Source organism: Luteibacter sp. Sphag1AF (genome assembly GCF_014192715.1).
GTDB lineage: Bacteria > Pseudomonadota > Gammaproteobacteria > Xanthomonadales > Rhodanobacteraceae > Luteibacter.
This window is the reverse complement of sequence record NZ_JACHYH010000005.1, coordinates 110,178-131,162: the sequence shown is the minus strand read 5'-3', so window position 1 is coordinate 131,162 and position 20,985 is coordinate 110,178. Positions and strand designations below refer to the sequence as shown.

The window sequence follows — 20,985 nt, the reverse complement described above, 5'->3', positions numbered from 1 at the left end:
GGTCAGTCTTCCTTCGTGTCGTTGGCGGCCGACCGCGTCGCGGCAAGGGTTGCGAGCAACGCCGGATCCCTGATCGCCTGAGCGACCAGCTTTTCGATGCTGGCCTTGCCGTCGAGGTAGGTGCCCAGGTTGGCCAGCTGCGTACGGGCCTCGAGCAGCTTTGCCAGAGGTTCAACGTGGCGAGCGATGGCCGCGGGCGAGAAGTCGTCCAGATGCCGGAACTGCATCTCGATGCCCAGTCGACCCTCGCCTGTAAGAGTATTGGGCACAGCGAAGGACACGGTGGGCCGGATCGACTCGAGCCGGTCGTTGAAGTTGTCCACATCGATCTCAAGCGCCTTGCGCTCATCCACCGGCGGCAGGTCGCCCGCGCCAGCGCCCGACAGATCGGTCATCACGCCCATGACAAAGGGAATGTTTACTTTTTTCTGCGCGCCATAGAGCTCGATGTCATATTCGATCTGAACGCGCGGCGCGCGGTTGCGCGCTATGAACTTCTGGCTGCTCGACTTGGCCATCGTTGCTTCCTACGGATCGATAGATACCGGTGATGGTGTTGATTCACACCATCAATCAAGCGTCGATTCTTGACTCGCCCCATCAAAAGCTGAAATCGCTATTCCATATACGAGTCATAACAAGTGGTGATAGCTCGCGAGCGGCATTCACGGCGCGTGCTGACCAGATAAGCGAACTGCGCGCCGCCTCACTTGCAAATTCCCGGGGCTCGCCATACAGTGAACCATATGGTTCACTATCAAGCCCGTCTCGACATGACCTTTGCCGCGCTCTCCGATGTCACCCGACGCGGCGTGCTGGAGCAGCTTGGGGATTCGGACGCCTCCGTCACCGACCTTGCCCGACGGTTCGGCATGACCCTCACGGGCATGAAGAAGCATGTCAGCATCCTGGAGCAGGCAGGGCTCGTCACAACCGAGAAAGTTGGGCGCGTGCGAACTTGCAAGCTCGGACGGCGCCAGTTGGAGGAAGAGGCCGCCTGGATCGAGCGGCACCGCGAACTGTGGAGCGCCCGATTCGACGCACTCGACGAACTTGTCGAGCACCTGAAAAGCAAGGAGAAGGCAAATGTCCAAAGAAAGCGAAGGTAGTGCCACCCTTACGAACCGCACCGCCGTGGAACGCAAGTCCGACTACGAACTGGTCGTAACGCGCACGTTCCATGCTCCGGTGCATATCGTCTTTGAAGCGTGGAGCCATCCCGAATTATTCAAGCTTTGGTGGGTTCCGAAATCGGCGGGCATGTCGCTGCTTTCGTGCGACATGGATATTCGCACTGGCGGCACGTACCGGCTTGTGTTCAGTCATCCGGCTTTCGATCAGCCGATGGCGTTCTTCGGCACCTACAACGAAGTGACGCCGCACAAGCGTATTGTGTGGACGAACGAAGAAAGCGATGAGGGCGCGGTGACCACCGTGACATTCGAAGAACGTGACGGCAACACACTAGTCACCCTGCACGAACTCTACCCGACGAAAAAAGCTCTCGAAGAGGCCCTTGCCGGTTCGGCACAAGGCCTGCCCGAACAGTTTGCGCAACTGGACGAATTGTTCATCGGCAGATCGTGACCGAAGCACCGCCGCGCTGGCCAGTTCGGCGCCAGATGAGAACGAGCCCTGGCTCGTTCTCATGGTATGGATATCAGGGTGTCATCGTTGATGGCGCAACCGTCGAGCCCTGGGCAGACATCACGCTATCCATCCACTGAACATAGCTTGAGACACGGACGGCGTACACGATCTCTCCGTACAGTCCCTCGCGGAATGGGCCGCCGGTTGCATAGCTCTTCCAGAACGGATGGTTGGCGGGATACCTGCCCCAGGAGGCGAGGCCGATGAGTTGCCTCGAACGGCCCTGCCCGATCAGCAATGGCCCGCCACTGTCACCGCTGCCCGTGATGCCTTCGAGTGGCAGAGCGGTCGGCGGTGGGTCGAATCTGTACCAGACATAGCGCGTATTGGCGCCTTCAATGATATTGAAGGCGTGGCGCAGAACGCCTCGATGCGAGCTGTGAGCATCCTGCCCGTCGCTGCCATTGCCGGTGGCGCCTTTGCCCGCCAGTTCTGCGGTCATCCCCATTTCGTTGTTCCCGCGAAAAAGCGGGATGGGAGTGACGTCGGTCACCGGCGCCGCCAGTTCGACAAGCGCAATGTCGTCAGACGACGCCAGGAAGGCGTACACCCCCGACGGGTCGTGAGATGAGAGGAACTCATTGACCACCGCGTCGGGCAATTTCCTGTAGCCGGGATAAGTGACGACACGCTTGATCTTGCGCGCCACGCCGCCGATGGATACATCGCATTCCATGCAATTGGTGGGGGCTGCGTGCGCGGCGGTTACCACCCACTGAGGCGCAATCAGGACACCATGCCCCTCGTCGGGCAAGTCGGCAAGCGCAGGGAAGGCTGAAGCCGGTACCCGATATCGGGAATCAGCGACATCGCTGCGAACCACAACGGCATTCGCGGTCGTTGCGATGGTAAGCAGTACCAACAGAAAGTGGGATCTCATCATCGTTCTTTGGCCAGGGAGAAGGTCCGCATGGGACAGGCGGCAGATATAGAACACGCAGCAGCGCCACGGAACCGGCATGCGACGAAACCGTTCGGCGATGCGATGAAATGCCTTGGAGGCGGATGGCTCGTGTGCGCAACCGCACATGCTTTGCTAACGTGCCGCCTATGGATTTGCCCGACGACCACTTGCCTCCCCCGCCGCCACAAAGCTCGCTGCATGACCCGGGCGGCAGGATGCTCTATCAAAACTTCCGCGCCTTCACCTGGCCATGGTTGCTGCGTCGGGGCATGGTTCTGTGGCCGCTGGCCATCCTTGTGGGGGGTGCGTATGCCGCGTGGCATGCATCGGGCATGGATGCGTGGGGCGACTGGCCGGGGCTGGCGATCCGGGCTTGCGTGGCGACACTGCTCGTGGTTTCGGTGGGGCCGTTGCTGGCCACCTGGATTCGCTGCTGGCAGCTGCCGCTCGTGGTCGAGCGCGTGTTGGTGCTGCTGGCGATCCTTCTCGGGTTGTGGATCGGGATCATCGCCCTGGACTGGGCCAGTGCCTACCACGCCCTGCTGATGCAGGCTTACGCGGGGCGCTCGATGGGCCCCAACGTGCTCGGCCAAACCATTTCCGACCTTCTTGCCTTGACGATCAACGCGCCTGTCCTGGTCCTGATCGTCGCAGGCGGAGGTTTCGCGGCGATCTACTATCTGGGCGAGCGGCGACGCGTTGCCCAGTACACGGCGCGTCGCCAGATCGAGAGCCTGCGCGCAGAACGGGACGCGGCGGACATGCGACTGGCTGTCCTCCAGGCCCAGATCGAACCGCATTTCCTCTTCAATACGCTGGCGTCGGTGCGGTCACTGATCGCGGTGGAACCTCATCGCGCGGCGAGAACCATCGAGGCGCTGGCGGACTATCTGCGCATCGCATTGCCCCGCATCCGGACAGCAGGCATCGAGAAAGCCACGCTCGGTCGCCAGATAGATCTTTGCCTTGGCTATCTTGAGATCATGAATGTCCGTACGGCTGGCCGTATCGATGTGCGCGTTGATGCCGGCGAGGACGTGCGTGCGCTGCCCTTCCCTCCCCTGATCCTGCTGGCCCTGGTGGAGAACGCCGTAACCCATGGCATCGAGTCGAAGCCTGGCCCAGGCATGATCGCGATCACGGCCCGCACCGTGGACGGATTCTTGAACGTGAACATCGAAGACGATGGCCTGGGACTGCAACCGGGCACCACCCCGGGCGTGGGCCTCGCGAATGTCCGGGCGCAGCTTCGCGACCGTTTTGGAGCATGCGCACGCTTCGACATCGTGTCACGTGCAGGTGGCGGGGTGAGCGCACGTATCCACATTCCGCTGGTGCTGCCATGACCGCGCCCATCACGGCTCTTGTCGCCGAAGACGAGGAGCCGCAGCGCGCGGAATTGCGCGGCATGCTGAAAGCCCTGTGGCCTGAACTGATCATTGTTGCGGAATGCGAGGATGGCATCAGTGCACTCGACGCATGGACCTCAAAGAAGCCCGACGTCGCCTTCCTGGACATCCGCATGCCCGGCCTCGGTGGCATTGAAGTGGCGCGGCAGGCAGAAAGTCCTGCCCAGGTTGTTTTCATCACCGCTCACGACGAATTTGCCGTGAAGGCTTTCGACGCCGGTGCTGTCGATTATTTGCTGAAACCGATCCGCACCGACCGCCTGGCCGAAACGGTGACGCGTCTGCGCAACCGCCGTTCCGCAACGCAAGTCGATCTGGCTGCGTTGATCGAGAGCCTGGCCAGCCGGTCGAAGCAGGCAGAGCCCATCACCTGGATTACTGCCAGCGTCGGCGATGCCGTTCGAATGATCCCCATCGACGAGGTCATTCTTTTCCAGGCCGATGAAAAGTACACCCGTGTCTCTACCGCCGCTGATTCGGCGTATATCCGCACGCCGCTGAAAGATCTGATGCTGAAGCTTGACCCGGACGTCTTCTGGAGAATTCACCGAAACGCCATCGTTCGCGTGTCGGCGATTCAGCAGGTCAAACCCGATGGAGAGGGTCGCTTGTTGGTCTGGCTCCATGGCATGGCCGAACCGCTGCGGGTAAGCGATGCATTTCGCCACCGTTTTCGCCCCATGTGATGCGGGTCCGTCGCCGGGACCGGACCCGCTGTGTTTACCCGTTCACTCAGCCCGCAACGCGCTTGAGCTGATTCATTAACACCACCGCCGCCTCAGACGACGAGGCCGGATTCTGTCCCGTAATCAGCAGTCCATCCGTCACCACATAAGAGCCCCAGTCCGGTCCCTGCGAGTAAATGCCGCCCTTCGCCTTGAGCTGGTCTTCGACCAGAAACGGCACGATGTCGGTGAGGCCAACGGCCGCTTCTTCGCTGTTGGTGAACCCGGTGACTTTCCTGCCCTCGACCAGAGGGCGGCCGTTGGCGGACTTCACATCGCGCAGGACGCCCGGTGCGTGACATACCAGCGCGACAGGCTTGCCGGCTTGCACAAAGGCTTCAATCAGTGCGATCGAATGCTTGTCGTTGACCAGATCCCAGAGCGGGCCGTGGCCGCCGGGGTAAAACACCGTGTCGAAATCTGCCTGGTTGACGGTATCCAGTTTCACCGTGCCCGCAAGCTGTGCATTGGCGGCGGCGTCTGCTTCGAAGCGGCGGGTGAGGTCGGTCTGGAATGATGGCTCGTTGCTCTTGGGGTCCAGCGGCGGCAGTCCGCCTTTGGGCGAGGCAAGAACGACCTCGGCCCCGGCGTCTTTGAATGTGTAGTACGGCGCAGCCAGTTCTTCCAGCCAGAAACCGGTTTTGCGGCCGGTGTCGCCCAGTTGGTCGTGGGAGGTTAGAACGATAAGAACCTTCATGGGACATTCCTCTGATGGGTGACGACCGGCGTAATAGACCAGTCGTCTATAAAAGGTGATCAAAAATAGGCACTTCACAAGAAGTGCCTCCAGAAACCCCTCGCCCGCCTCAGGGTGAGAGGTGAAGCGTTTGCCTCGTCGTGGTCATCGCCTGCTCGAACGGCCCGGTATTGCGGACGATCTTGGCCATGATGCTCGCGCCCAGCCACAGCTGATACAGGCTCTGCGCCACAACGCGCGGCTCCTGATCGACGGTTACCGATCCATCGGACACCCCCGCTTCTATGGCGTCGGCCAGGCGCCGGATGATTTCGGCCGTGCCGCGCTGTAATGCTGTGCGCATGGATTCGGAAAGGTCGGCCACTTCAGCGCCCAGCTTCACGGCCAGGCATTTGCCCTGGCAGTCCAGGAACGATTGGTTGTTGTGCCACGACTCAAAGTAGTTGATGAGCCGCTGCGACATTTTCAATCCCGGCTCACGGAACGTGGCCGCGATATCCGCCAGATAGTCCTCGAAGTAGCTTTCAAGCATCGCTTCGCCGAAGGCCTCCTTCGAGCCGAAGTAATGATAGAACGACCCCTTGGGGACGCTGGCTTCAGAAAGGATCTCGTTCAACCCCACGGCGGAAAACCCCTTCGCACCCATGATGCGCTGGCCCGTGGCGAGAATCTTCTCGCGGACGTCGTTGAATTGCGGGGCGGTGGCAGGGCTCATGGGGGCACTTTACGCCAGATTAGACCGGTCGTCTAGTGCCTTGTCTGGCTACCTTTGTCACCATGCAGGCATGTCGGCACGCCACATCTGCTAATCGCCAAGGCGCCCCAGCGTCACGGTAAACGACGTGCCAGCATTCTCACCGTTGCTGTGCACTTCCACCCGGCCGCCGTGGGCTTCGATCATGTCGCGGACGACGGTCAGGCCAATGCCCAGTCCCCCGCCATTGAATGCGACGGCGGTACTGTCCTGCACGAACGGTTCGAAGATGTGGGGAAGCGCTTCGGCTGACACGCCGATGCCGCTGTCTTTGACGGTCACTATCACCGATGCTTCGTCCACGCTGACCAGAACATCAATCGCGCCTCGCTCTGGGGTGTACTTCGACGCGTTGTCCAGGAGGTTGGTGAAAACCTGTGCCAGCCGGACGGGGTCGCCAAGAACGCGGATAGGGTTCTCAGGCAAGGTGGTGGTCAGGACCTGGGCACGCAACGCAATGGCCGGTGCACACGTGTCGATGGACTGATTGAGTACCGAGGTGATTGATACCGCCTCGCGCTTGAGCCGCACCTTGCCGGTGTTGATGCGGGACACGTCGAGCAGATCGGTGAGCAATCGCGAGATGTGGACTATCTGTCGGCTGATGACATTTTGCAGGCGGGGAATCTCACTCGCCTCAACTTCACTCATCATGGCGGCCGCCAGGCTGATGGGCGTCAGCGGTGTGCGCAGCTCGTGAGCGAGAACCGCGAGGAAGTCCGTCTGACGCCGGAGTGCCTTTTCAGCCAGCTCTTTCTTGTCCATGGACATCATGGACGCCAGCAAAAGCTGCTCGTTGGCATGGCGCAGGCACGCCTGCAGGGGCGACTCTGTCGTTCTGAAAAATGCTTCGTCCGAAGGGCGAGGGAACGCCGCGCTTTCGTCTGGTTCCGGCTGCGGCGGCTGCCGCATGGAGCGATCAAAGATCACCAGACCACGCTCTTTGTTCTGGCCCGCCCAATATACGGCGGCCTCGGCGCTGCTGATGAGGTCCAGCGGTGACTGGCCGTGGTCGGGAAACAGTGCGCCGCCCACGCTCACCGTCAATTGAGGCATGTCGTCGTCAGGTCCGATCGTTGAATCGGTAGCCTCGATCACGCGCTGGGCGACGGCCCGGGCTTCGTGAAGCATGGCCTCGGGCAATAAAACGAGGAACCCATGTGCGCCATGGCGACTGATGGTTTCCACTTTGCCAACGGCTTCACCCATGTGCCCGGCCAGCAGCCGCAGCGCAGCGTCGCCGGCATGCTTTCCCCGCCTGGCAACAAATTCCGCGAAGTGGCCAACGTCAACCGCCAGAAGTGCCAGCGGACTCTGATGGAGTCGTGCGCTTGCCATGGCCTGGACCAGACGGTCCAGCAGCAACGCGCGATTGGGAAGATGCGTCACCGCGTCAGGCCCGATCGAAAGCGACATCTCTTCGAGCAACCGGGCGCTCGTCTCGGCTCGCTTCTGCGCTTCGATGAGGCTCAGCACCAGTTCTTCGTTGACCGCAACCAGGCGCTCGTTGAGCGCCTCAGGAGAGACGGCAGGACGTGCTTTATCGCCCTGCCTTGCGTTCATTGAGGCTCGTCCTGATGCCGATCAGAGGATTCCGGCGACGTGCGGGAGGGGTGGCCACCCAGCAGGCCCTGGTGCCCCTCGACGCGGCTTCCGATGTGGATGCCGTCGTCGCTGATCGTAAACAGCCTCAAGTCGTCCGAATGGGCGCTTGCACGTAGCTTGGCCACCGCCATCACGCGCAGAAGCCGGCTGTCCAGCTCGATATAACGATGGACAATGATGGCGTCGGTCATGAAGGCCGTGCCGTAGGGACTGAAGCGCAGTTCTGCGTAGCGGTCTTCGAGTTCGGAGGTCATCAACAGGGTGACGCCCTCCTCGGCCAGCGCAAAAACCATCTGCGCAAGCGACTCGCGGAAGTCGGCCTTGAAGCTCGGTGCGATGGCAAGTTCGAAACCCGAAAGCGAGTCGATCACCACGCGCGCGGCACCGAGGCGCCGTACTTCGGCCAGCACGATCAGAAGCACTTCGTTGATGGACAGGCCCGACTGCGGCGTATGAACCAGCCCGACGTGCCCGCTGTTGATAAGGTCGGTAAGCACGACAGCATGGGTACGGTTCGGATGCTGCTCGAAGGACACCATGACGCCCTTCTCCCCCGCCCGTGCTCCTGCCGCGAGGAAGGCCGCTGCCATGATGCTTTTGCCGGACCCTGACGGGCCTGCAACGAGCAGCGAATAACCGCGCGGCAAGCCTCCGCCCATCATGTCGTCAAGGCCGGGCACGCCCATCTGCAACCTGTCGCTGAGCGCTTGCATCGGTGCGGCGTCCTCACGCGCCACGGTGGATACGGGCGCGAACACCCTGATGCCATCGGACGTGATGCGGAACGTATGCAGGCCGGGAAGCGATGGCTGCCCGCGCATTTTCATCACCTCCAGCTTCCTCACCATCGAATTGCGCATGATGCTCTGGCGCACCCAGATCAATCCGTCAGCGATGGTGAACACCGGGTTGGCGTCTGCTTCGTCGAAATACTCACCGATCAGAAACGTGGTGGCCTGCCAGCTGGTCATCACCATGCCGAGCTTCTGCACGAAGCGTTGCAGATGATGCTGGGCATTTCCCAGAGCCGTGCTGGCCATGGCCACGGAACGGAACGAGTCGACGAAGATCAGCGCCGGATTGTGTGTTTCAACTTCCTGGATGATCCGTTCCAGCACGGCGTTGAGGTCACCCACCAGGGTTTCATCCGTGAGGTTGATGAACCGCACCGACTGGTTCACCAGCTCCTGGTCGAAGAACGGAAACTGCTGCTGGTAGCGAAGCATCTTCAGCGGCGGCTCGCCGAGCACCGTGAAATAAAGGGTCGGCCGCTCCGGCGTTGCGAGCGAAAACATGATCTGGTGAGCGAGCGTGGTTTTTCCACAGCCCGGCGCGCCGGCAATAAGATTGAACGAGAACTCGGGGATGCCGCCGCCGAGGACCGCGTCCAATCCTTCGACGCCTGTCGGCAGGCGGCGAATGGTGACGTTACTGCTCATGGGCTGGTCCTGCCTGAATCAATAGTGGGAGCCACGCTGACCGTGGAGAGAAGCTGGGCGGTCAGAGACGCGCCGATCAAGCTGCCGAGTAATTCGTAGAATGTCTTGAAGAACGCGCCGCCGCCTTCGGCGATGGTCACAGGCGGGTAGGCCTCGCTGACCACCCGGAACACGTCGAAATCCATCTCGGTGCGTGATTGCTGGTTGACCGCAGCAAGCCAGGGCGTGTCGGCAGAGGCGAGCGAGAGCGCGCGCTTGAACAACACCGTCATGCCGCGCCGTCCAAGAATGGGCGTAAGGGCAGACTCGATCTGCCGGAGGATAGCGACAATCTCGTCCGCGACATGCGCGCTATCAGCGCCCTCTGTGGCGCGCTGCACCAAGGCGAAACCGATTCGGTCGCTTGCCTCGCTGTCCATGATTCGAAATGTCGCCCGGGCGCTCCAATCCGTCAGATTACTCTAAATATGCCGTTTTGCTATCGTTGCGTTCGTCATCGTTTATGGCCCAACGATTGTGCGCGCTCGCCGGGACTGCCCAGCACGCAGCGGCGTGTTACCCCGATAGTTGCCAGAAACGCAGCGTCATGACTGACGACCACCATTGCCCCCTCAAAAGCACGCAGCGCCTCGCCCAGCTGGCTGATGCCCGCAAGATCCAGGTTGTTCGTCGGCTCATCCAGCAACAGAAACTGCGGTGCCACCTCGGCATGGAGTACGCATGCCAGTACCACACGCAACCGCTCACCGCCCGACAGGCCGGCTACAGCCAGGTGCATCCGGTCGCCACGAAAATGAAGCCGTGCGAGCAGGTTGGCCCGCTCCTGCGCCGGCATGCCGGGGGCGTAGTCGGCAAGGCATTGGGCCACCGTTCGCGTGGTATCGGCCAATTCAAGGCGCTGTGACAGATACGTGACGCCGCCTTGAGCCACGCGGACCACGCCTGCATCAGCAGAACGTTCGCCGGCCATGATGCGCAGCAATGTCGTTTTTCCAGACCCATTGTCGCCGCTCAGGGCAATGCGCTCCGGACCACGAATGGACATCGTCAGCCCGTTGTCCCCGAACAGGGCCCTCTCACCGTGACAGACCTGCATGTTCTCGCATGCGAACAGAACTCGCCGCGCCGGTACCCGCGTGGCGGGCAGCGTGAAGTCAAGCGACGGGAGTGATTCCAGCTCGCTCGCGGCGTCGGCCAGGCGCGACTGCATGCTGGCGAGACGATGTTCGTGCAGTTCGTCGGCCTTCCCTGCCGATACCTGCGCATGTCGTTTGCGAAGGCCGGCCGCAAGGCGGGACAGCCCGGCATCGGGGAGACTCCGTGCCGCATTCCCGGCCCGGCGCTCGGCGCGTTCGCGCGCATCCTGCTTGTCGCGCTTCTCGCGGCGCACTTCGCTGCGCAGGTTCTGTACCTGCCCGGCGAATGCGTTCTGCTCGGTGCTCACTGTGTCGCGGTAAGCGTCGTAGCCTGCGCCAAACCAGCGAAGATCGCCGCGAGACAGTTCTGCAATGTGTTCCGTCGTGCGAAGCAGTTCCCGGTCGTGGCTGGCCACGATGAGGCAACCCTTCCATTCGTTGAGTACACGATAGAGCCTTTCCCGCGATGAGGTGTCCAGATGGTTGGTGGGCTCGTCCAGCAACAGGATATCCGGACGTTGCATGAGGCAGGACGCCAGCCCCAGAGACATGACCTGGCCGCCGCTCAACGTCGACAGAGGGCGTTCCAGCGCAACATGGCCAAGACCCAGACGATCCAGGATGGCGTACACACGTTCGCGCACATTCCAGTCGCCGTCCACGATATCGAAGTGCTCGGGCGTGCCCTTCCCCGCTGAAATGGCATCCAGTGCCAACAGGACGGGCGTCACTTCGAGCACATCGGCCACGGTGGACGATGTGGCGAGCGGCAGGTGTTGTGGAAGCCAGGCCAGCTTTCCGCGAATGTCGATGGTGCCCGACGAGGCGGTCAACCGACCGGCAAGCAGCTTCAGGAGCGTGCTCTTGCCTGCACCATTGAGCGCAACAAGACCCGTGCTCGACGGACCAAGAGCGAACGACACATCGGCCAGGACGGTCGTACCGTCGGGCCAGGAAAAACAGAGATGGGAAACGCGGACGAGCGCTTCGGACATGAGGGATTCTCCGTCGAAGCCTTAGGTGCCGCAACGCGCGGCATCAGGCAGAAGTCAGCCGGAGGATCGGGGCGGTGTCGGAACACCGGCGTCACGCAGTCCGGAATGAATCGTCGGGTTGAATCGCCTTTCTCACATGTCGCGACTGTTGCTTCAGAAGTTGTCCTGAAACCATTGTCGTGTTGCAAACGGGCCAAAGGCAAGCCCTAGTGCAGCTCGGTTTTCAGCTCGTCCAGAAGATCCGCGTGCCGGGTTGCATCGACCTTGCGCCCCAGAATCTTCGATGCTGCCGACAACGACAGACCCGCGACTTCAGCGCGAAGTGCGACGCGCGTCGCTTCGATCTCCCGCGCCATCAACTCACTGGCCGCGGCAATGTCGCGCTGGGTGACGGATATCGCCTGCTCTTTCGCAGCAGCGATCAGTTCGTTGGCACGAACGTGAGCGACGTCGATCATCTGCGCGGCCTCCCGGCGTGCGTCAACCAGAATCCGGTGGCTTTCGCGTGCTGACGCGGCCTGGGTGGAACGCGCCTGTTCGCTTTCGGCCATGCCATCGGAGATGCGCTGGGCACGCTCTTCAAGCACCCGTCGCAGTCGCGGGTAGATACCGTAAGTGGTTACCAGCACCAGCGCGGCGAAGACCATCGCCTGAAGGAAAACGGTTGCGTTGATCGAAAGACTGCTCTGTTCCACAGATGCTCCGTGAACTCGCGTGAAGTGATTTTTCTTCGTCCAAACCGTTCTACTGTACAGGAGTATCAAAGACCTGTGCAGCGGCAAAAAGGCAACATGAACACCCGTGCGCATGTACGGATCGTGCTTGACGCTACAGCGAAACGGGCTCGATCAATTCGGGCCCGTTGTTCTTCGGCGAAGCCAGGGCCTTCGTCACCGGATAAACGGCAAGATCAGGCTCTGGCGCTGCCGCCAGAACGCCTTCGGCATCGTCCACACTTCCTTCCACCCAGACCTGCCACAGGTCCGGCGGCAGGATCACCGGGCTGCGATCGTGAATGTCGTGGCTCACTCTGGCGGGCTTGCCCGTCAGAATCGTGAAGCTTCGTATCCATTCGCCGTCATTGGCGGGCTGCCAGGTTGCATGCAAGCCTGCAAACATCATCAGGTGGCCGGCAGGCTCATGGATAAAATAAGGCTGCTTGTGACGGGGCTCGCCCTTCCACTCGAAGAACCCGGAAGCCGGAATCAGGCAACGGTGTCTGCGAAAGGCGCTGCGGAAGACTTTGCTTTCGTTGACCGTCTCCGCCCGCGCGTTGAACAGGCGGGATGCCACCTTCAGGTCTTTCGCCCAGGAGGGAATGAGTCCCCAGCGAAACATTCCCACCTGATAGCTTCTGTCGCTCAGGGTGATTACGAGGGCGCGCTGGGTCGGGGCGATGTTGAACTGGTCGTCGCGCTGGTTGATCTCGCTGGCCAGATCCAGCCCCATGGACTCAAGCGCCTGTTTCGCCTCGCGGGACAGGCTGACGGGACCATAGGTGGCATAGCGGCCGCACATGGATGAAGCATAGCCAACAGGCGTGATGCTGCGGTATGGACGTGGGAGCCGTTGCCGGATTTTCGGCCTATGATTGGCCCGCCGCCCTCCCCGCCAGACTCCTGCCATGCGCTGCCTCCTGATCGAAGACGACCTCCCCATCGCTGCGCTGATCCGGGAAGGCCTCCGGGAGGCCGGGCATGAGGTCGAGGTCTGCCACGACGGACCGGGTGGCCTGATGCGCATCACTCAGGAGCGCTGGGATCTGATCGTGCTTGACCGGATGCTTCAGGGGGGCCTGGACGGACTGGATATCCTCTCGGCCATGCGGCTGCGGGACGACCATACGCCCGTGCTGGTATTGAGCGCGCTCAGCAGCCTGGACGAACGCATCCGCGGGCTGCGCAGCGGCGGCGACGATTACCTGACCAAGCCGTTCTCGATGGACGAACTGATGGCACGGATTGACGCACTGGCCCGGCGCACCACCCCGCGCGCGGAGGCCGATACGTTGACGGCAGCCGACCTGACGCTGGAGCGGCGCAGCCGCAAGGTGTTCCGTGCAGGCAGGGCGTTGCAGCTTCAGCCGCGTGAATATCAGTTGCTGGAATATCTGATGCGTCACCAGGGCGAGGTGGTCACTCGCAAAATGTTGCTGGCTGCGGTGTGGGGTTACCACTTCGATCCGGAGACCAACGTGATCGACGTGCAGATGAGCCGACTGCGAAACAAGATCGACGAAGGCGGCGCAACGCCCCTCATTCGCACGGTGCGAGGCGTGGGCTTCACGCTAGAGGACAGCGGCATCCATGTCGCTGAGTGACTTCCGTCGCTCGGTTGTCTTCCGCCTGGTCGCGGGCTACGCGGTACTGCTGGTTCTGTCCATTGCGCTGATCGCGGCCGTTTTCTATGTGGGGACGGCCGGCCTGCTGCGGCGGAATATCGACCAGCAACTGCAAAGCCGCCTCCGCTTTCTCGTGCAGGAAGAACATGGCCGTGGCCCGGACGCGCTGGCCAGCGACATCCACGGCCTGCTGACGGACAACGAAGATTCCGATACCGAGATCTACCTGCTGCTGGACCGCAAGGGAAAGAAAATCATCGGCAACCTCACCGCATGGCCGGATGCGGCCACCGCCAGCGAGGGCCTGCACCAGCTGGCGGTAGACCGTTTCGGTCGCTACTCGCCCAGTCGCCTGCTGACGCATCGTTTCGCGGATGGCAGCACGTTGCTGGTAGGACGCGACATGCAGGACGTGCAGTCGCTGGAGCACCGCATCACCGTCGCGTTTGCCATCGGCGGCCTGCTTGCACTGCTGCTGGGCGTGGGCGGCGCCATGCTGTTTCGCCGTCAGCTTCAACGGCAATTGCAGGCTATCCATCGCACGACCACCGAAATTGCTGCCGGCCGACTGGACCGGCGGGTGATCGCGGGCCGTTCCGGGGACGAATTCGCGATGCTGGCCCGCGACATCAACGACATGCTGGATGAAATCGAGCGCCTGATGGATAGCGCCCGCCAGGTATCCAACGCCATCGCGCACGATCTGCGCACGCCGCTCGGACGGGTGCGCGGATCGCTGGAGCACGCGCTGCGCTCCCCGCAGCGCGACACCCGCCTGCCTGACGACGCCCAGTACGCCATCGACCAGATCGACGACCTCATCGTCGTGCTGGACAAGATGTTGCAGATTGCCGAAGCCGAATCGGGCGTACGCCGCGACAGCTTTGAAACCCTGTCGCTGAATGAACTGCTTGAAGACATCGCCGAGCTTTACCGTCCTGCCGCCGAGCAGCGCTCCATTACGCTGTCGTCCCGGACGCAAGGCGACCCCCATGTGCTGGCAGATCGCCACCTGCTGGCCGGCGTACTGGCCAACCTGCTCGACAACGCGTTCAAGTACGCCGGAGAAGGCGCCAACGTTGCGATGCAGGCGGTGGGTGTCGGGCAAAGCGTCCATCTGACGGTGCAGGACAACGGCCCGGGCATGCCTGAGGACGCGCTGCCTCGCGCCACGGAGCGCTTCTTCCGGGTGGATGCCAGCCGCCATCTGCGGGGCAATGGATTGGGGCTGAGCATCGTGGCCGCCGTGATTGCGCTGCATCGCGGTCGGCTGACGCTGCGCAATGCCTCGCCCGGTCTGGTGGTGGATATCGAATTGCCGGCGGCCAACCTTTCCAAACCGTAACTGTTCCCCGGATGGGTGCTGACTTAGCGTAGCGACGCTTCCCCCACCGCCGGCCGCTGGCCGGCTGCTGTCGCACGCCATGACGCACATGAACAAGCACAAAGGTCGACTCATCACGGGTGGCTGCCTTCTGGTGGCCATGCTCATTGCCGTGTGCCTGAGGCCATCTTCCACGGCAGCGAACAGCACACCAGTCGCCGCTCGGTTGACGACGCAAGACACGCAGAGCGTCACGCTCAGCGCGCAGCAGGCCCGTCGCGTGCGCGTCGCGCAGGTCGTCACCCGCGATTTCACGCCCGAAGTCGATGCCGTGGGCTATGTGGACTTCAATCAGGATGGGCTCGCGCAAGTCACGTCACCGTACGCGGGCCGCGTGCGCCAGGTCTTTGCCAGGGCGGGCGACACGGTGAAGAAGGACCAGGTGCTCTTCTCGGTCGACAGCCCCGATCTTGCCCAGGCCGAAGCGGCGCTTGTCAGTGCTGCGGCTGCGCGCGTGCAGACCGCCTCCGTGCTGCGACGTGCCAACGGCATGGCGCAGGTGCAGGCAAACGCGCCCCGCGACGTGGAGCAGGCGGTGTCCGATCAACAGACGGCCGAAGGCAACTACCAGGCCGCGCGGCGCGCCCTGCACATCTTTGGCAAAGACGATGCGGAAATAGACCGCATCGTCGCCACACGCCGTATTGACGGCGAGCTTCGCATCAAGAGTCCCATCGACGGACAGGTCAGCACGCGCACCATTGCGGCAGGCGATCTCGTCCAGCCCGGCGGCTCGCCCGCGCCGTTCAGCGTGTCCGATGCGAACAGCGTGTGGCTGGTGGCGAACGTCACCGAAGATGACGCGCCACAGGTTCACATCGGCGACGCATTGACGGCCACCTTCCCGGCATTGCCGCAGCAAACCATCAAGGCCACGGTGGATTATGTCGGCAACAGCTCCGATGCCTCGACGCATCGGGTGACATTGCGGGCTGTTCTGCATGCGCCACCGGCAGGTTTGCGCGCACAAATGCTTGCCACTTACCACATCGCCACCGAAGCACCCTCGAAGCACGCCTCGGTGCCCATGAATGCCGTGGTGCGCGAAGGCAGCGGAGCGATGGTGGTGTTCACCACCACAGACGGGCGGCGCTTCACCCGATGCCCTGTGCAGTTGGGACCCGCACAGGACGACTACTACCCGGTGCTCTCGGGCCTGGGGCGCGCGCAGTCCGTCGCGACCGAAGGCGCCCTCTTCCTGAGCAACGCGCTTGCGCTGAAATCGCAGTAAGTACGCCTGCGCTCCGTATCCACTAAGGATTGAACGTGTTTCGAGGCCTTGTCGCGTTTGCGCTGACTCGTCGTGCCATCGTGCTCACCGCGCTGGCAGCATTTGTTGTGGCTGGCCTGGTCGCCTATGCGCGGCTCAACATCGAGGCGTATCCCAACCCGGCGCCCGTCATCCTCGAAATCACGGCGCAGGCACCGGGCCTTTCTGCCGAAGAAATGGAACGAAGCTTCACCCGGCCGATGGAGGTGGGGCTGGCCACCACGCCCGGCGTGGACAGCATTCGTTCGACGTCCTTCTATGGCCTGTCGTTCGTACGGGTCACTTTCAAGTACGGCACCGACTATTACTTCGACTACACGCAGGCCGCGCTGGCGTTGCAGCAGAACGTCACGCTTCCCAACAACGTGCAGCCGCAGATTCAGGCATCCAGTCTGGTCGGGGAAATCTTCCGCTATCAACTGGTCGGCCCGTCCTCGGCCAGCCTCACCGAACTGCGCACGTTGCAGGACTGGGTCGTTACACGCCGTCTTTTGTCAGTGCCGGGTATCGCCCAGGTCGTCACTTGGGGCGGGACCACGAAGGAATATGAGGTGGAAGCAGACCTGCACAAGTTGCAGGGCTATGGCATCACCCTTCCGCAGCTGATCGCCGCCATCGGCAACGGAAACAGCAACGTGGGTGGGCGCACCATCAATATCGGCCAGCAGTCGGTGAACATCCGTGGCGTGGGCCTGATCCGGGATGTGGACGATATTGGCCATATCGTGCTCAGCCAGGCCAACGGCACGCCGGTGATGGTGAAGGATGTCGCGAAAGTGGACATCGGCTCCGTGCCTCGTCTGGGTCGTGCGGGGCGTGACAACCAGGATGACGTGGTCACCGGGATTGTGGTCATGAACCGTACCTTGCAGACGAACGAGGTCGTCGGGCGCGTGAAGGCCGAAGTGCAGCGCCTGAACAGCGACGGGACGCTCCCTCCCGGCGTGAAGCTGGTGCCCTTCTATGATCGCTCAACGCTGGTGGCGGTCACCACGCACACGGTGCTGCATAACCTGATCTTCGGGTGCGTGCTGGTCTTTCTTATCCAGTGGATCTTTCTGGGCGATCTGCGCAGCGCGTTGATCGTCAGCGCGAATATTCCGGTGGCGCTTTTCTTCAGCATCATCATGCTGGTGTTGATGGGTGACTCGGCCAATCTCCTGTCACTGGGTGCCGTGGACTTCGGCATCATCGTCGACTCGGCCGTGATCCTCATCGAGAACATCTTCCGCAATGTCCAGAAGAGTCAGGAGCAGCAGCGCGAACTGCTGCATGAAGCGGCGCAGAGCGACCTGGGCACCTACATGCGCACAGGCTCCACGCGCGGCTGGACGGAACGGCTGCGCATGCTTTTCATCAGCGCCATGCAGGTGGACCGGGCGGTGCTGTTCTCTTCGGCCATCACGGTGGCGGCGTTCATTCCCCTGTTCACGATGCAGGGCGTGGAAGGCCAGATATTCAATCCCATGGCGCGGACTTACGCGTACGCACTGACCGGCGCGCTGATCGCGACATTCACCGTATCGCCCGTACTTGCGTCGCTGCTGCTACCTCGTCACGTGAAAGAAACAGAGACCATCTTCGTTCGCGCCATCCGTCGCGTGTATACCCCCGTGCTGCGCTGGGCGTTGACCCGACGCCGGACGACCGTGGCGCTGGGCATGGGCTTCCTTCTGGTTGCCGGCCTGCTGCTGACGCGGGTGGGTACGGAGTTCCTGCCTGCGCTGGAAGAAGGCAACCTCTGGATACGCGCTTCCATGCCAACCACCATCTCGCTGGAAGCGGGCCAGGAACAGGTCAACGAACTGCGCCGCATCCTCCTCAGGCATCCGGAGGTGGTGACCGCCGTGTCGCAACACGGACGCCCTGACGATGGAAGCGATGCCTCCGGCTTCTACAACGTCGAGCTTTTCGTACCGTTGAAGCCCGAAGGCGAATGGCCTGCCGGGCACACGAAAGAGAAGCTGGTGGCAGACCTGCAACGGGAGTTCACCAGCGCCCTGCCCGGCGTCGAGTTCAACTTCTCCCAGTACATCCAGGACAACATCGAGGAAGGCCTTTCCGGGGTGAAAGGGGCCAATTCAGTGAAGATCGTGGGGCCGGAGCTGCCTGAACTCGAACGTCTTGCCGATCAGGTCATGCGCGAGATGCAGCACATTCGCGGCATTGAGGATCTTGGCGTCTTCCATGTACTCGGGCAGCCCAACCTCAACATCACCGTTGATCGCGCGAGGGCAGCGCGGTACGGCCTCAACACGGGTGACGTCAATACGGTGATCCAGGCCGCTGCCGGCGGCACGCCAGCCACAACCGTACTGGAAGGAGATCGCCAGTTCGATCTGGTGGTCCGCCTCGCGCCGCCATACCGGAAAAGCGTGGAAGACATAGGGAACATTCCTGTGGGCTATGCGCTCCCTGGCGGAGGCACGGGCTATGTGCCCCTGCGTGACGTGGCGCATATCAGTCTGGATACGGGTGCCTCGTACATTTATCACGAAGCCAACGAACGCTTTGTGCCAGTGAAATTCAGTGTGCGCGGACGCGATCTGGGTGGCACGGTGGCAGAGGCGCAGCAACGGATCGCCCGCAACGTAGCCATGCCGTCGGGGTATCACCTCGTCTGGGCGGGTGAATTCAATGATCTGCAACAATCCAAAGAGCGACTGGCCGTCGTGCTGCCCATTGCCCTTGGCCTCATCCTCGCCCTGCTCTTTACGCTGTTCAACTCGCTACGCGACAGCCTTCTGACGCTTGCCGCCATTCCGTTCTCCATGGGAGGCGGCATCGTTGCGCTGTATGTCTCCGGACTGGATTTCAGCATTTCGGCCGCCATCGGCTTTGTGTCGCTGTTTGGCGTCTCGGTCATGAACGGCATTCTGGTCATCACTTACTTCAATCACCTTCTGCTTGGCGGCCTGTCACCTGTGGAGGCCATGGCGCAGGCAGCCAGGCAACGCATGCGGCCCATGCTGATGACCGCACTGTCTGCCTGTATCGGCCTCCTGCCAGCTGCCCTTTCCACGGGCATCGGCAGCCAGGTGCAGCGTCCGCTGGCCACGGTGGTCGTGGGCGGCATGCTGATCGGTCCTGTGATGCTGCTGATCGTGGCGCCTGCCTTGCAGGTGCTGGTGGTCGAATGGTCACAGAAACGCGCACGCAGAAGGTCAGGAGGCACGCCATGACGCGGTGGATGATTCTGGCTGGCATGCTGGCGGCATGCGCCGGGTGCGCCGTGGGTCCGGATTACCAGCGGCCACGCACGCCCGAGCCCTCGTCGTATATCCGCGCTCCGTTGACGCCAACGGTCAGCAGCGCGAGCGGACCATCGCAGCAGTGGTCGTCGCAGGAGGTCATCTTACGGACGTGGTGGCAGGTATTCGGCTCCGCCGTGCTCGACGAGCGCGTGGATCGCGCCCTGAACCACAACCCTGACCTTCAGGCAGCGACGGCCGCGCTGCGACAGGCAGAGGAGAATGTGTCCGCGCAACGCGCTGCGTTCTTCCCGTCTGCCGCGCTCAACTATTCGCCGTCCCGTCAACGCAACGCGGTAGGCACGCTCTCGCCCACGCTTACCTCCGGCGCGGCGTACTACACGCTGCACACAGCCCAGCTCAACGTAAGCTACGCACCGGATGTGTTCGGCCTTGACCGTCGCGCTGTCGAATCGTTACAGGCTCAGGCGGACAATCAGCGCTACGAACTTGAAGCGGCGCGGCTGAGTCTTGCTGCCAATGTGGTCAATGCCGCCATTGGGGAAGCCTCACTGCGCGCCCAGATCGACGCGACTCATGCCGTGATTGACGACCAGACCCGCGCTCTTGCGATCCTTCGCGAGCAGGCGAAGCTGGGCTATGCATCGGCGCTTGACGTGGCGGCGCAGGAAACGGCACTCGCCCAGGCCCGGGAAACGTTGCCACCACTGGAGAAGCAGCTCGAACAGAATCGCGACCTGCTCGCGGTACTGTGTGGCGACACGCCCGATCAGGCCGGTAGCCTTCAGTTCGATCTGGAACACCTGACGCTGCCGGTAACGCTTCCGCTGACCCTGCCCTCCCAACTGGTCACGCAGCGCCCCGACGTACGGGCGGCAGAGGAAAACGTGCATCAGGCCAGCGCCGAAGTGGGCGTCGCGCTGGCGAACAGGCTTCCGCAGTTTGCGCTCACCGCCAGCTACGGCGGCAGCTCCACATCCTTCGCGCGAATGTTCACGGACGACAACGTGTTTTGGGCGCTGGCGGGAAGCGTCACGCAAACCGTGTTTGATTTCGGCGCGCTGAAGCATAAGCAGCGCGCCGCAGAAGCGGCACTTCAACAATCGGCCGCCCAGTATCGCAGTGTCGTCCTGGGCGCGTTCCAGAACGTTGCCGACTCGCTGTATGCCGTGGAAAGCGACTCGCGCGCCCTCGCCGCGGCGGATGACGCAGAAGCGGCCGCGCAACACGCATTGACCCTCACCCAGGCCCAGCAGCGCCTCGGCTACGTCAACGCACTGACGCTCATAAATGCCCAGCAGGCATACCAGCAGGCGCGCGTCTGGCGGATTCAGGCACAGGCCCTGCGGCTGTGCGACACGGCCGCGCTGATTCAGTCACTCGGCGGCGGCTGGCGATGACGTATAATCCAGACTTTCGCCGCACATTCCCGCGTGCAGCGTACGCACAATTCCCCACACTGGT

General features: G+C 62.3%; 19 protein-coding genes. 9 read left to right on the top strand and 10 right to left on the bottom strand.

Annotated elements, in window-relative coordinates; genetic code table 11:
• Nucleotides 1-2: 2 nt before the first annotated feature.
• Nucleotides 3-518 (bottom strand): type VI secretion system contractile sheath small subunit, encoded by a 516-nt coding sequence (tssB, locus tag FHW69_RS13580; protein ID WP_183423626.1) that lies wholly within the window; start codon nucleotides 516-518, stop codon nucleotides 3-5.
• A gap of 228 nt (nucleotides 519-746) precedes the next feature.
• Between tssB and FHW69_RS13575 the strand changes: the two genes are divergently transcribed.
• On the top strand, nucleotides 747-1,109 hold the full coding sequence (locus tag FHW69_RS13575) for a metalloregulator ArsR/SmtB family transcription factor (RefSeq protein ID WP_183423625.1): 363 nt from the start codon (nucleotides 747-749) through the stop codon (nucleotides 1,107-1,109).
• On the top strand, nucleotides 1,087-1,587 hold the full coding sequence (locus tag FHW69_RS13570) for an SRPBCC family protein (protein ID WP_183423624.1): 501 nt from the start codon (nucleotides 1,087-1,089) through the stop codon (nucleotides 1,585-1,587). Before FHW69_RS13575 ends, FHW69_RS13570 begins: the two co-directional genes overlap by 23 nt.
• Nucleotides 1,588-1,660: 73 nt before the next feature.
• Here FHW69_RS13570 and FHW69_RS13565 read toward each other — a convergent pair whose 3' ends face one another.
• Nucleotides 1,661-2,530, bottom strand: a complete 870-nt coding sequence (locus FHW69_RS13565; RefSeq protein ID WP_183423752.1) for a trypsin-like serine protease — start codon at nucleotides 2,528-2,530, stop codon at nucleotides 1,661-1,663.
• 239 nt (nucleotides 2,531-2,769) lie between these two features.
• On the opposite strand from FHW69_RS13565, the gene FHW69_RS13560 reads away from it, so the two are divergent.
• Both FHW69_RS13560 and FHW69_RS13555 read left to right on the top strand, forming a co-directional pair.
• Nucleotides 2,770-3,900, top strand: coding sequence for a histidine kinase (locus tag FHW69_RS13560; protein ID WP_183423623.1), 1,131 nt, complete (start codon nucleotides 2,770-2,772; stop codon nucleotides 3,898-3,900).
• Complete coding sequence (locus FHW69_RS13555) at nucleotides 3,897-4,649, top strand: LytTR family DNA-binding domain-containing protein (protein WP_183423622.1); 753 nt, start codon at nucleotides 3,897-3,899, stop codon at nucleotides 4,647-4,649. The genes FHW69_RS13560 and FHW69_RS13555 overlap by 4 nt, the downstream gene beginning before the upstream one ends.
• Nucleotides 4,650-4,695: 46 nt before the next feature.
• Here FHW69_RS13555 and FHW69_RS13550 read toward each other — a convergent pair whose 3' ends face one another.
• From FHW69_RS13550 to FHW69_RS13515, 8 genes are all read right to left on the bottom strand, one after another.
• Nucleotides 4,696-5,385 (bottom strand): type 1 glutamine amidotransferase domain-containing protein, encoded by a 690-nt coding sequence (locus FHW69_RS13550; protein WP_183423621.1) that lies wholly within the window; start codon nucleotides 5,383-5,385, stop codon nucleotides 4,696-4,698.
• 109 nt (nucleotides 5,386-5,494) lie between these two features.
• Nucleotides 5,495-6,100 (bottom strand): TetR/AcrR family transcriptional regulator, encoded by a 606-nt coding sequence (locus tag FHW69_RS13545; protein WP_183423620.1) that lies wholly within the window; start codon nucleotides 6,098-6,100, stop codon nucleotides 5,495-5,497.
• Nucleotides 6,101-6,190: 90 nt separating this feature from the next.
• Complete coding sequence (locus tag FHW69_RS13540) at nucleotides 6,191-7,702, bottom strand: ATP-binding protein (RefSeq protein ID WP_183423619.1); 1,512 nt, start codon at nucleotides 7,700-7,702, stop codon at nucleotides 6,191-6,193.
• Nucleotides 7,699-9,183 carry an ATPase domain-containing protein gene (locus FHW69_RS13535; protein ID WP_183423618.1) on the bottom strand — a complete coding sequence of 495 codons (1,485 nt, stop codon included), beginning with the start codon at nucleotides 9,181-9,183 and terminating at the stop codon, nucleotides 7,699-7,701. The genes FHW69_RS13540 and FHW69_RS13535 overlap by 4 nt, the downstream gene beginning before the upstream one ends.
• A complete protein-coding gene (locus tag FHW69_RS13530; RefSeq protein WP_183423617.1) occupies nucleotides 9,180-9,602 on the bottom strand; it encodes a hypothetical protein in 423 nt (140 codons plus the stop codon). Before FHW69_RS13530 ends, FHW69_RS13535 begins: the two co-directional genes overlap by 4 nt.
• A gap of 74 nt (nucleotides 9,603-9,676) precedes the next feature.
• The gene (locus FHW69_RS13525; protein WP_183423616.1) at nucleotides 9,677-11,314 is read right to left on the bottom strand and encodes an ABC-F family ATP-binding cassette domain-containing protein; all 1,638 of its coding nucleotides are present in this window, start codon (nucleotides 11,312-11,314) and stop codon (nucleotides 9,677-9,679) included.
• A 206-nt stretch (nucleotides 11,315-11,520) separates the two neighbouring features.
• The gene (atpF, locus tag FHW69_RS13520) at nucleotides 11,521-12,009 is read right to left on the bottom strand and encodes a F0F1 ATP synthase subunit B (RefSeq protein ID WP_183423615.1); all 489 of its coding nucleotides are present in this window, start codon (nucleotides 12,007-12,009) and stop codon (nucleotides 11,521-11,523) included.
• Nucleotides 12,010-12,142: 133 nt separating this feature from the next.
• The gene (locus FHW69_RS13515; RefSeq protein WP_183423614.1) at nucleotides 12,143-12,832 is read right to left on the bottom strand and encodes an SOS response-associated peptidase; all 690 of its coding nucleotides are present in this window, start codon (nucleotides 12,830-12,832) and stop codon (nucleotides 12,143-12,145) included.
• Between the two features lie 106 nt (nucleotides 12,833-12,938).
• On the opposite strand from FHW69_RS13515, the gene FHW69_RS13510 reads away from it, so the two are divergent.
• From FHW69_RS13510 to FHW69_RS13490, 5 genes are all read left to right on the top strand, one after another.
• Nucleotides 12,939-13,634, top strand: coding sequence for a response regulator transcription factor (locus FHW69_RS13510; protein ID WP_183423613.1), 696 nt, complete (start codon nucleotides 12,939-12,941; stop codon nucleotides 13,632-13,634).
• Entirely contained in the window at nucleotides 13,621-15,000 is a 1,380-nt protein-coding gene (locus FHW69_RS13505) for a HAMP domain-containing sensor histidine kinase (RefSeq protein ID WP_183423612.1), read from the top strand. The genes FHW69_RS13510 and FHW69_RS13505 overlap by 14 nt, the downstream gene beginning before the upstream one ends.
• Nucleotides 15,001-15,088: 88 nt before the next feature.
• Complete coding sequence (locus FHW69_RS13500; RefSeq protein ID WP_183423611.1) at nucleotides 15,089-16,270, top strand: efflux RND transporter periplasmic adaptor subunit; 1,182 nt, start codon at nucleotides 15,089-15,091, stop codon at nucleotides 16,268-16,270.
• A gap of 35 nt (nucleotides 16,271-16,305) precedes the next feature.
• Entirely contained in the window at nucleotides 16,306-19,491 is a 3,186-nt protein-coding gene (locus tag FHW69_RS13495) for a CusA/CzcA family heavy metal efflux RND transporter (protein ID WP_183423610.1), read from the top strand.
• Nucleotides 19,488-20,921: an efflux transporter outer membrane subunit gene (locus FHW69_RS13490; protein ID WP_221195544.1), complete on the top strand. Its 1,434-nt coding sequence runs from the start codon at nucleotides 19,488-19,490 to the stop codon at nucleotides 20,919-20,921. Before FHW69_RS13495 ends, FHW69_RS13490 begins: the two co-directional genes overlap by 4 nt.
• The last annotated feature ends 64 nt before the right edge of the window (nucleotides 20,922-20,985 follow it).

Excerpts from the sequence above, each read along its gene's own strand:
- tssB (WP_183423626.1), bottom strand. The coding sequence starts at position 518 with ATGGCCAAGTCGAGCAGCCAGAAGTTCATAGCGCGCAACCGCGCGCCG.
- FHW69_RS13575 (WP_183423625.1), top strand. The coding sequence starts at position 747 with ATGGTTCACTATCAAGCCCGTCTCGACATGACCTTTGCCGCGCTCTCC.
- FHW69_RS13570 (WP_183423624.1), top strand. The coding sequence starts at position 1,087 with ATGTCCAAAGAAAGCGAAGGTAGTGCCACCCTTACGAACCGCACCGCC.
- FHW69_RS13565 (WP_183423752.1), bottom strand. The coding sequence starts at position 2,530 with ATGAGATCCCACTTTCTGTTGGTACTGCTTACCATCGCAACGACCGCG.
- FHW69_RS13560 (WP_183423623.1), top strand. The coding sequence starts at position 2,770 with ATGCTCTATCAAAACTTCCGCGCCTTCACCTGGCCATGGTTGCTGCGT.
- FHW69_RS13555 (WP_183423622.1), top strand. The coding sequence starts at position 3,897 with ATGACCGCGCCCATCACGGCTCTTGTCGCCGAAGACGAGGAGCCGCAG.
- FHW69_RS13550 (WP_183423621.1), bottom strand. The coding sequence starts at position 5,385 with ATGAAGGTTCTTATCGTTCTAACCTCCCACGACCAACTGGGCGACACC.
- FHW69_RS13545 (WP_183423620.1), bottom strand. The coding sequence starts at position 6,100 with ATGAGCCCTGCCACCGCCCCGCAATTCAACGACGTCCGCGAGAAGATT.
- FHW69_RS13540 (WP_183423619.1), bottom strand. The coding sequence starts at position 7,702 with ATGAACGCAAGGCAGGGCGATAAAGCACGTCCTGCCGTCTCTCCTGAG.
- FHW69_RS13535 (WP_183423618.1), bottom strand. The coding sequence starts at position 9,183 with ATGAGCAGTAACGTCACCATTCGCCGCCTGCCGACAGGCGTCGAAGGA.
- FHW69_RS13530 (WP_183423617.1), bottom strand. The coding sequence starts at position 9,602 with ATGGACAGCGAGGCAAGCGACCGAATCGGTTTCGCCTTGGTGCAGCGC.
- FHW69_RS13525 (WP_183423616.1), bottom strand. The coding sequence starts at position 11,314 with ATGTCCGAAGCGCTCGTCCGCGTTTCCCATCTCTGTTTTTCCTGGCCC.
- FHW69_RS13515 (WP_183423614.1), bottom strand. The coding sequence starts at position 12,832 with ATGTGCGGCCGCTATGCCACCTATGGTCCCGTCAGCCTGTCCCGCGAG.
- FHW69_RS13510 (WP_183423613.1), top strand. The coding sequence starts at position 12,939 with ATGCGCTGCCTCCTGATCGAAGACGACCTCCCCATCGCTGCGCTGATC.
- FHW69_RS13505 (WP_183423612.1), top strand. The coding sequence starts at position 13,621 with ATGTCGCTGAGTGACTTCCGTCGCTCGGTTGTCTTCCGCCTGGTCGCG.
- FHW69_RS13500 (WP_183423611.1), top strand. The coding sequence starts at position 15,089 with ATGAACAAGCACAAAGGTCGACTCATCACGGGTGGCTGCCTTCTGGTG.
- FHW69_RS13490 (WP_221195544.1), top strand. The coding sequence starts at position 19,488 with ATGACGCGGTGGATGATTCTGGCTGGCATGCTGGCGGCATGCGCCGGG.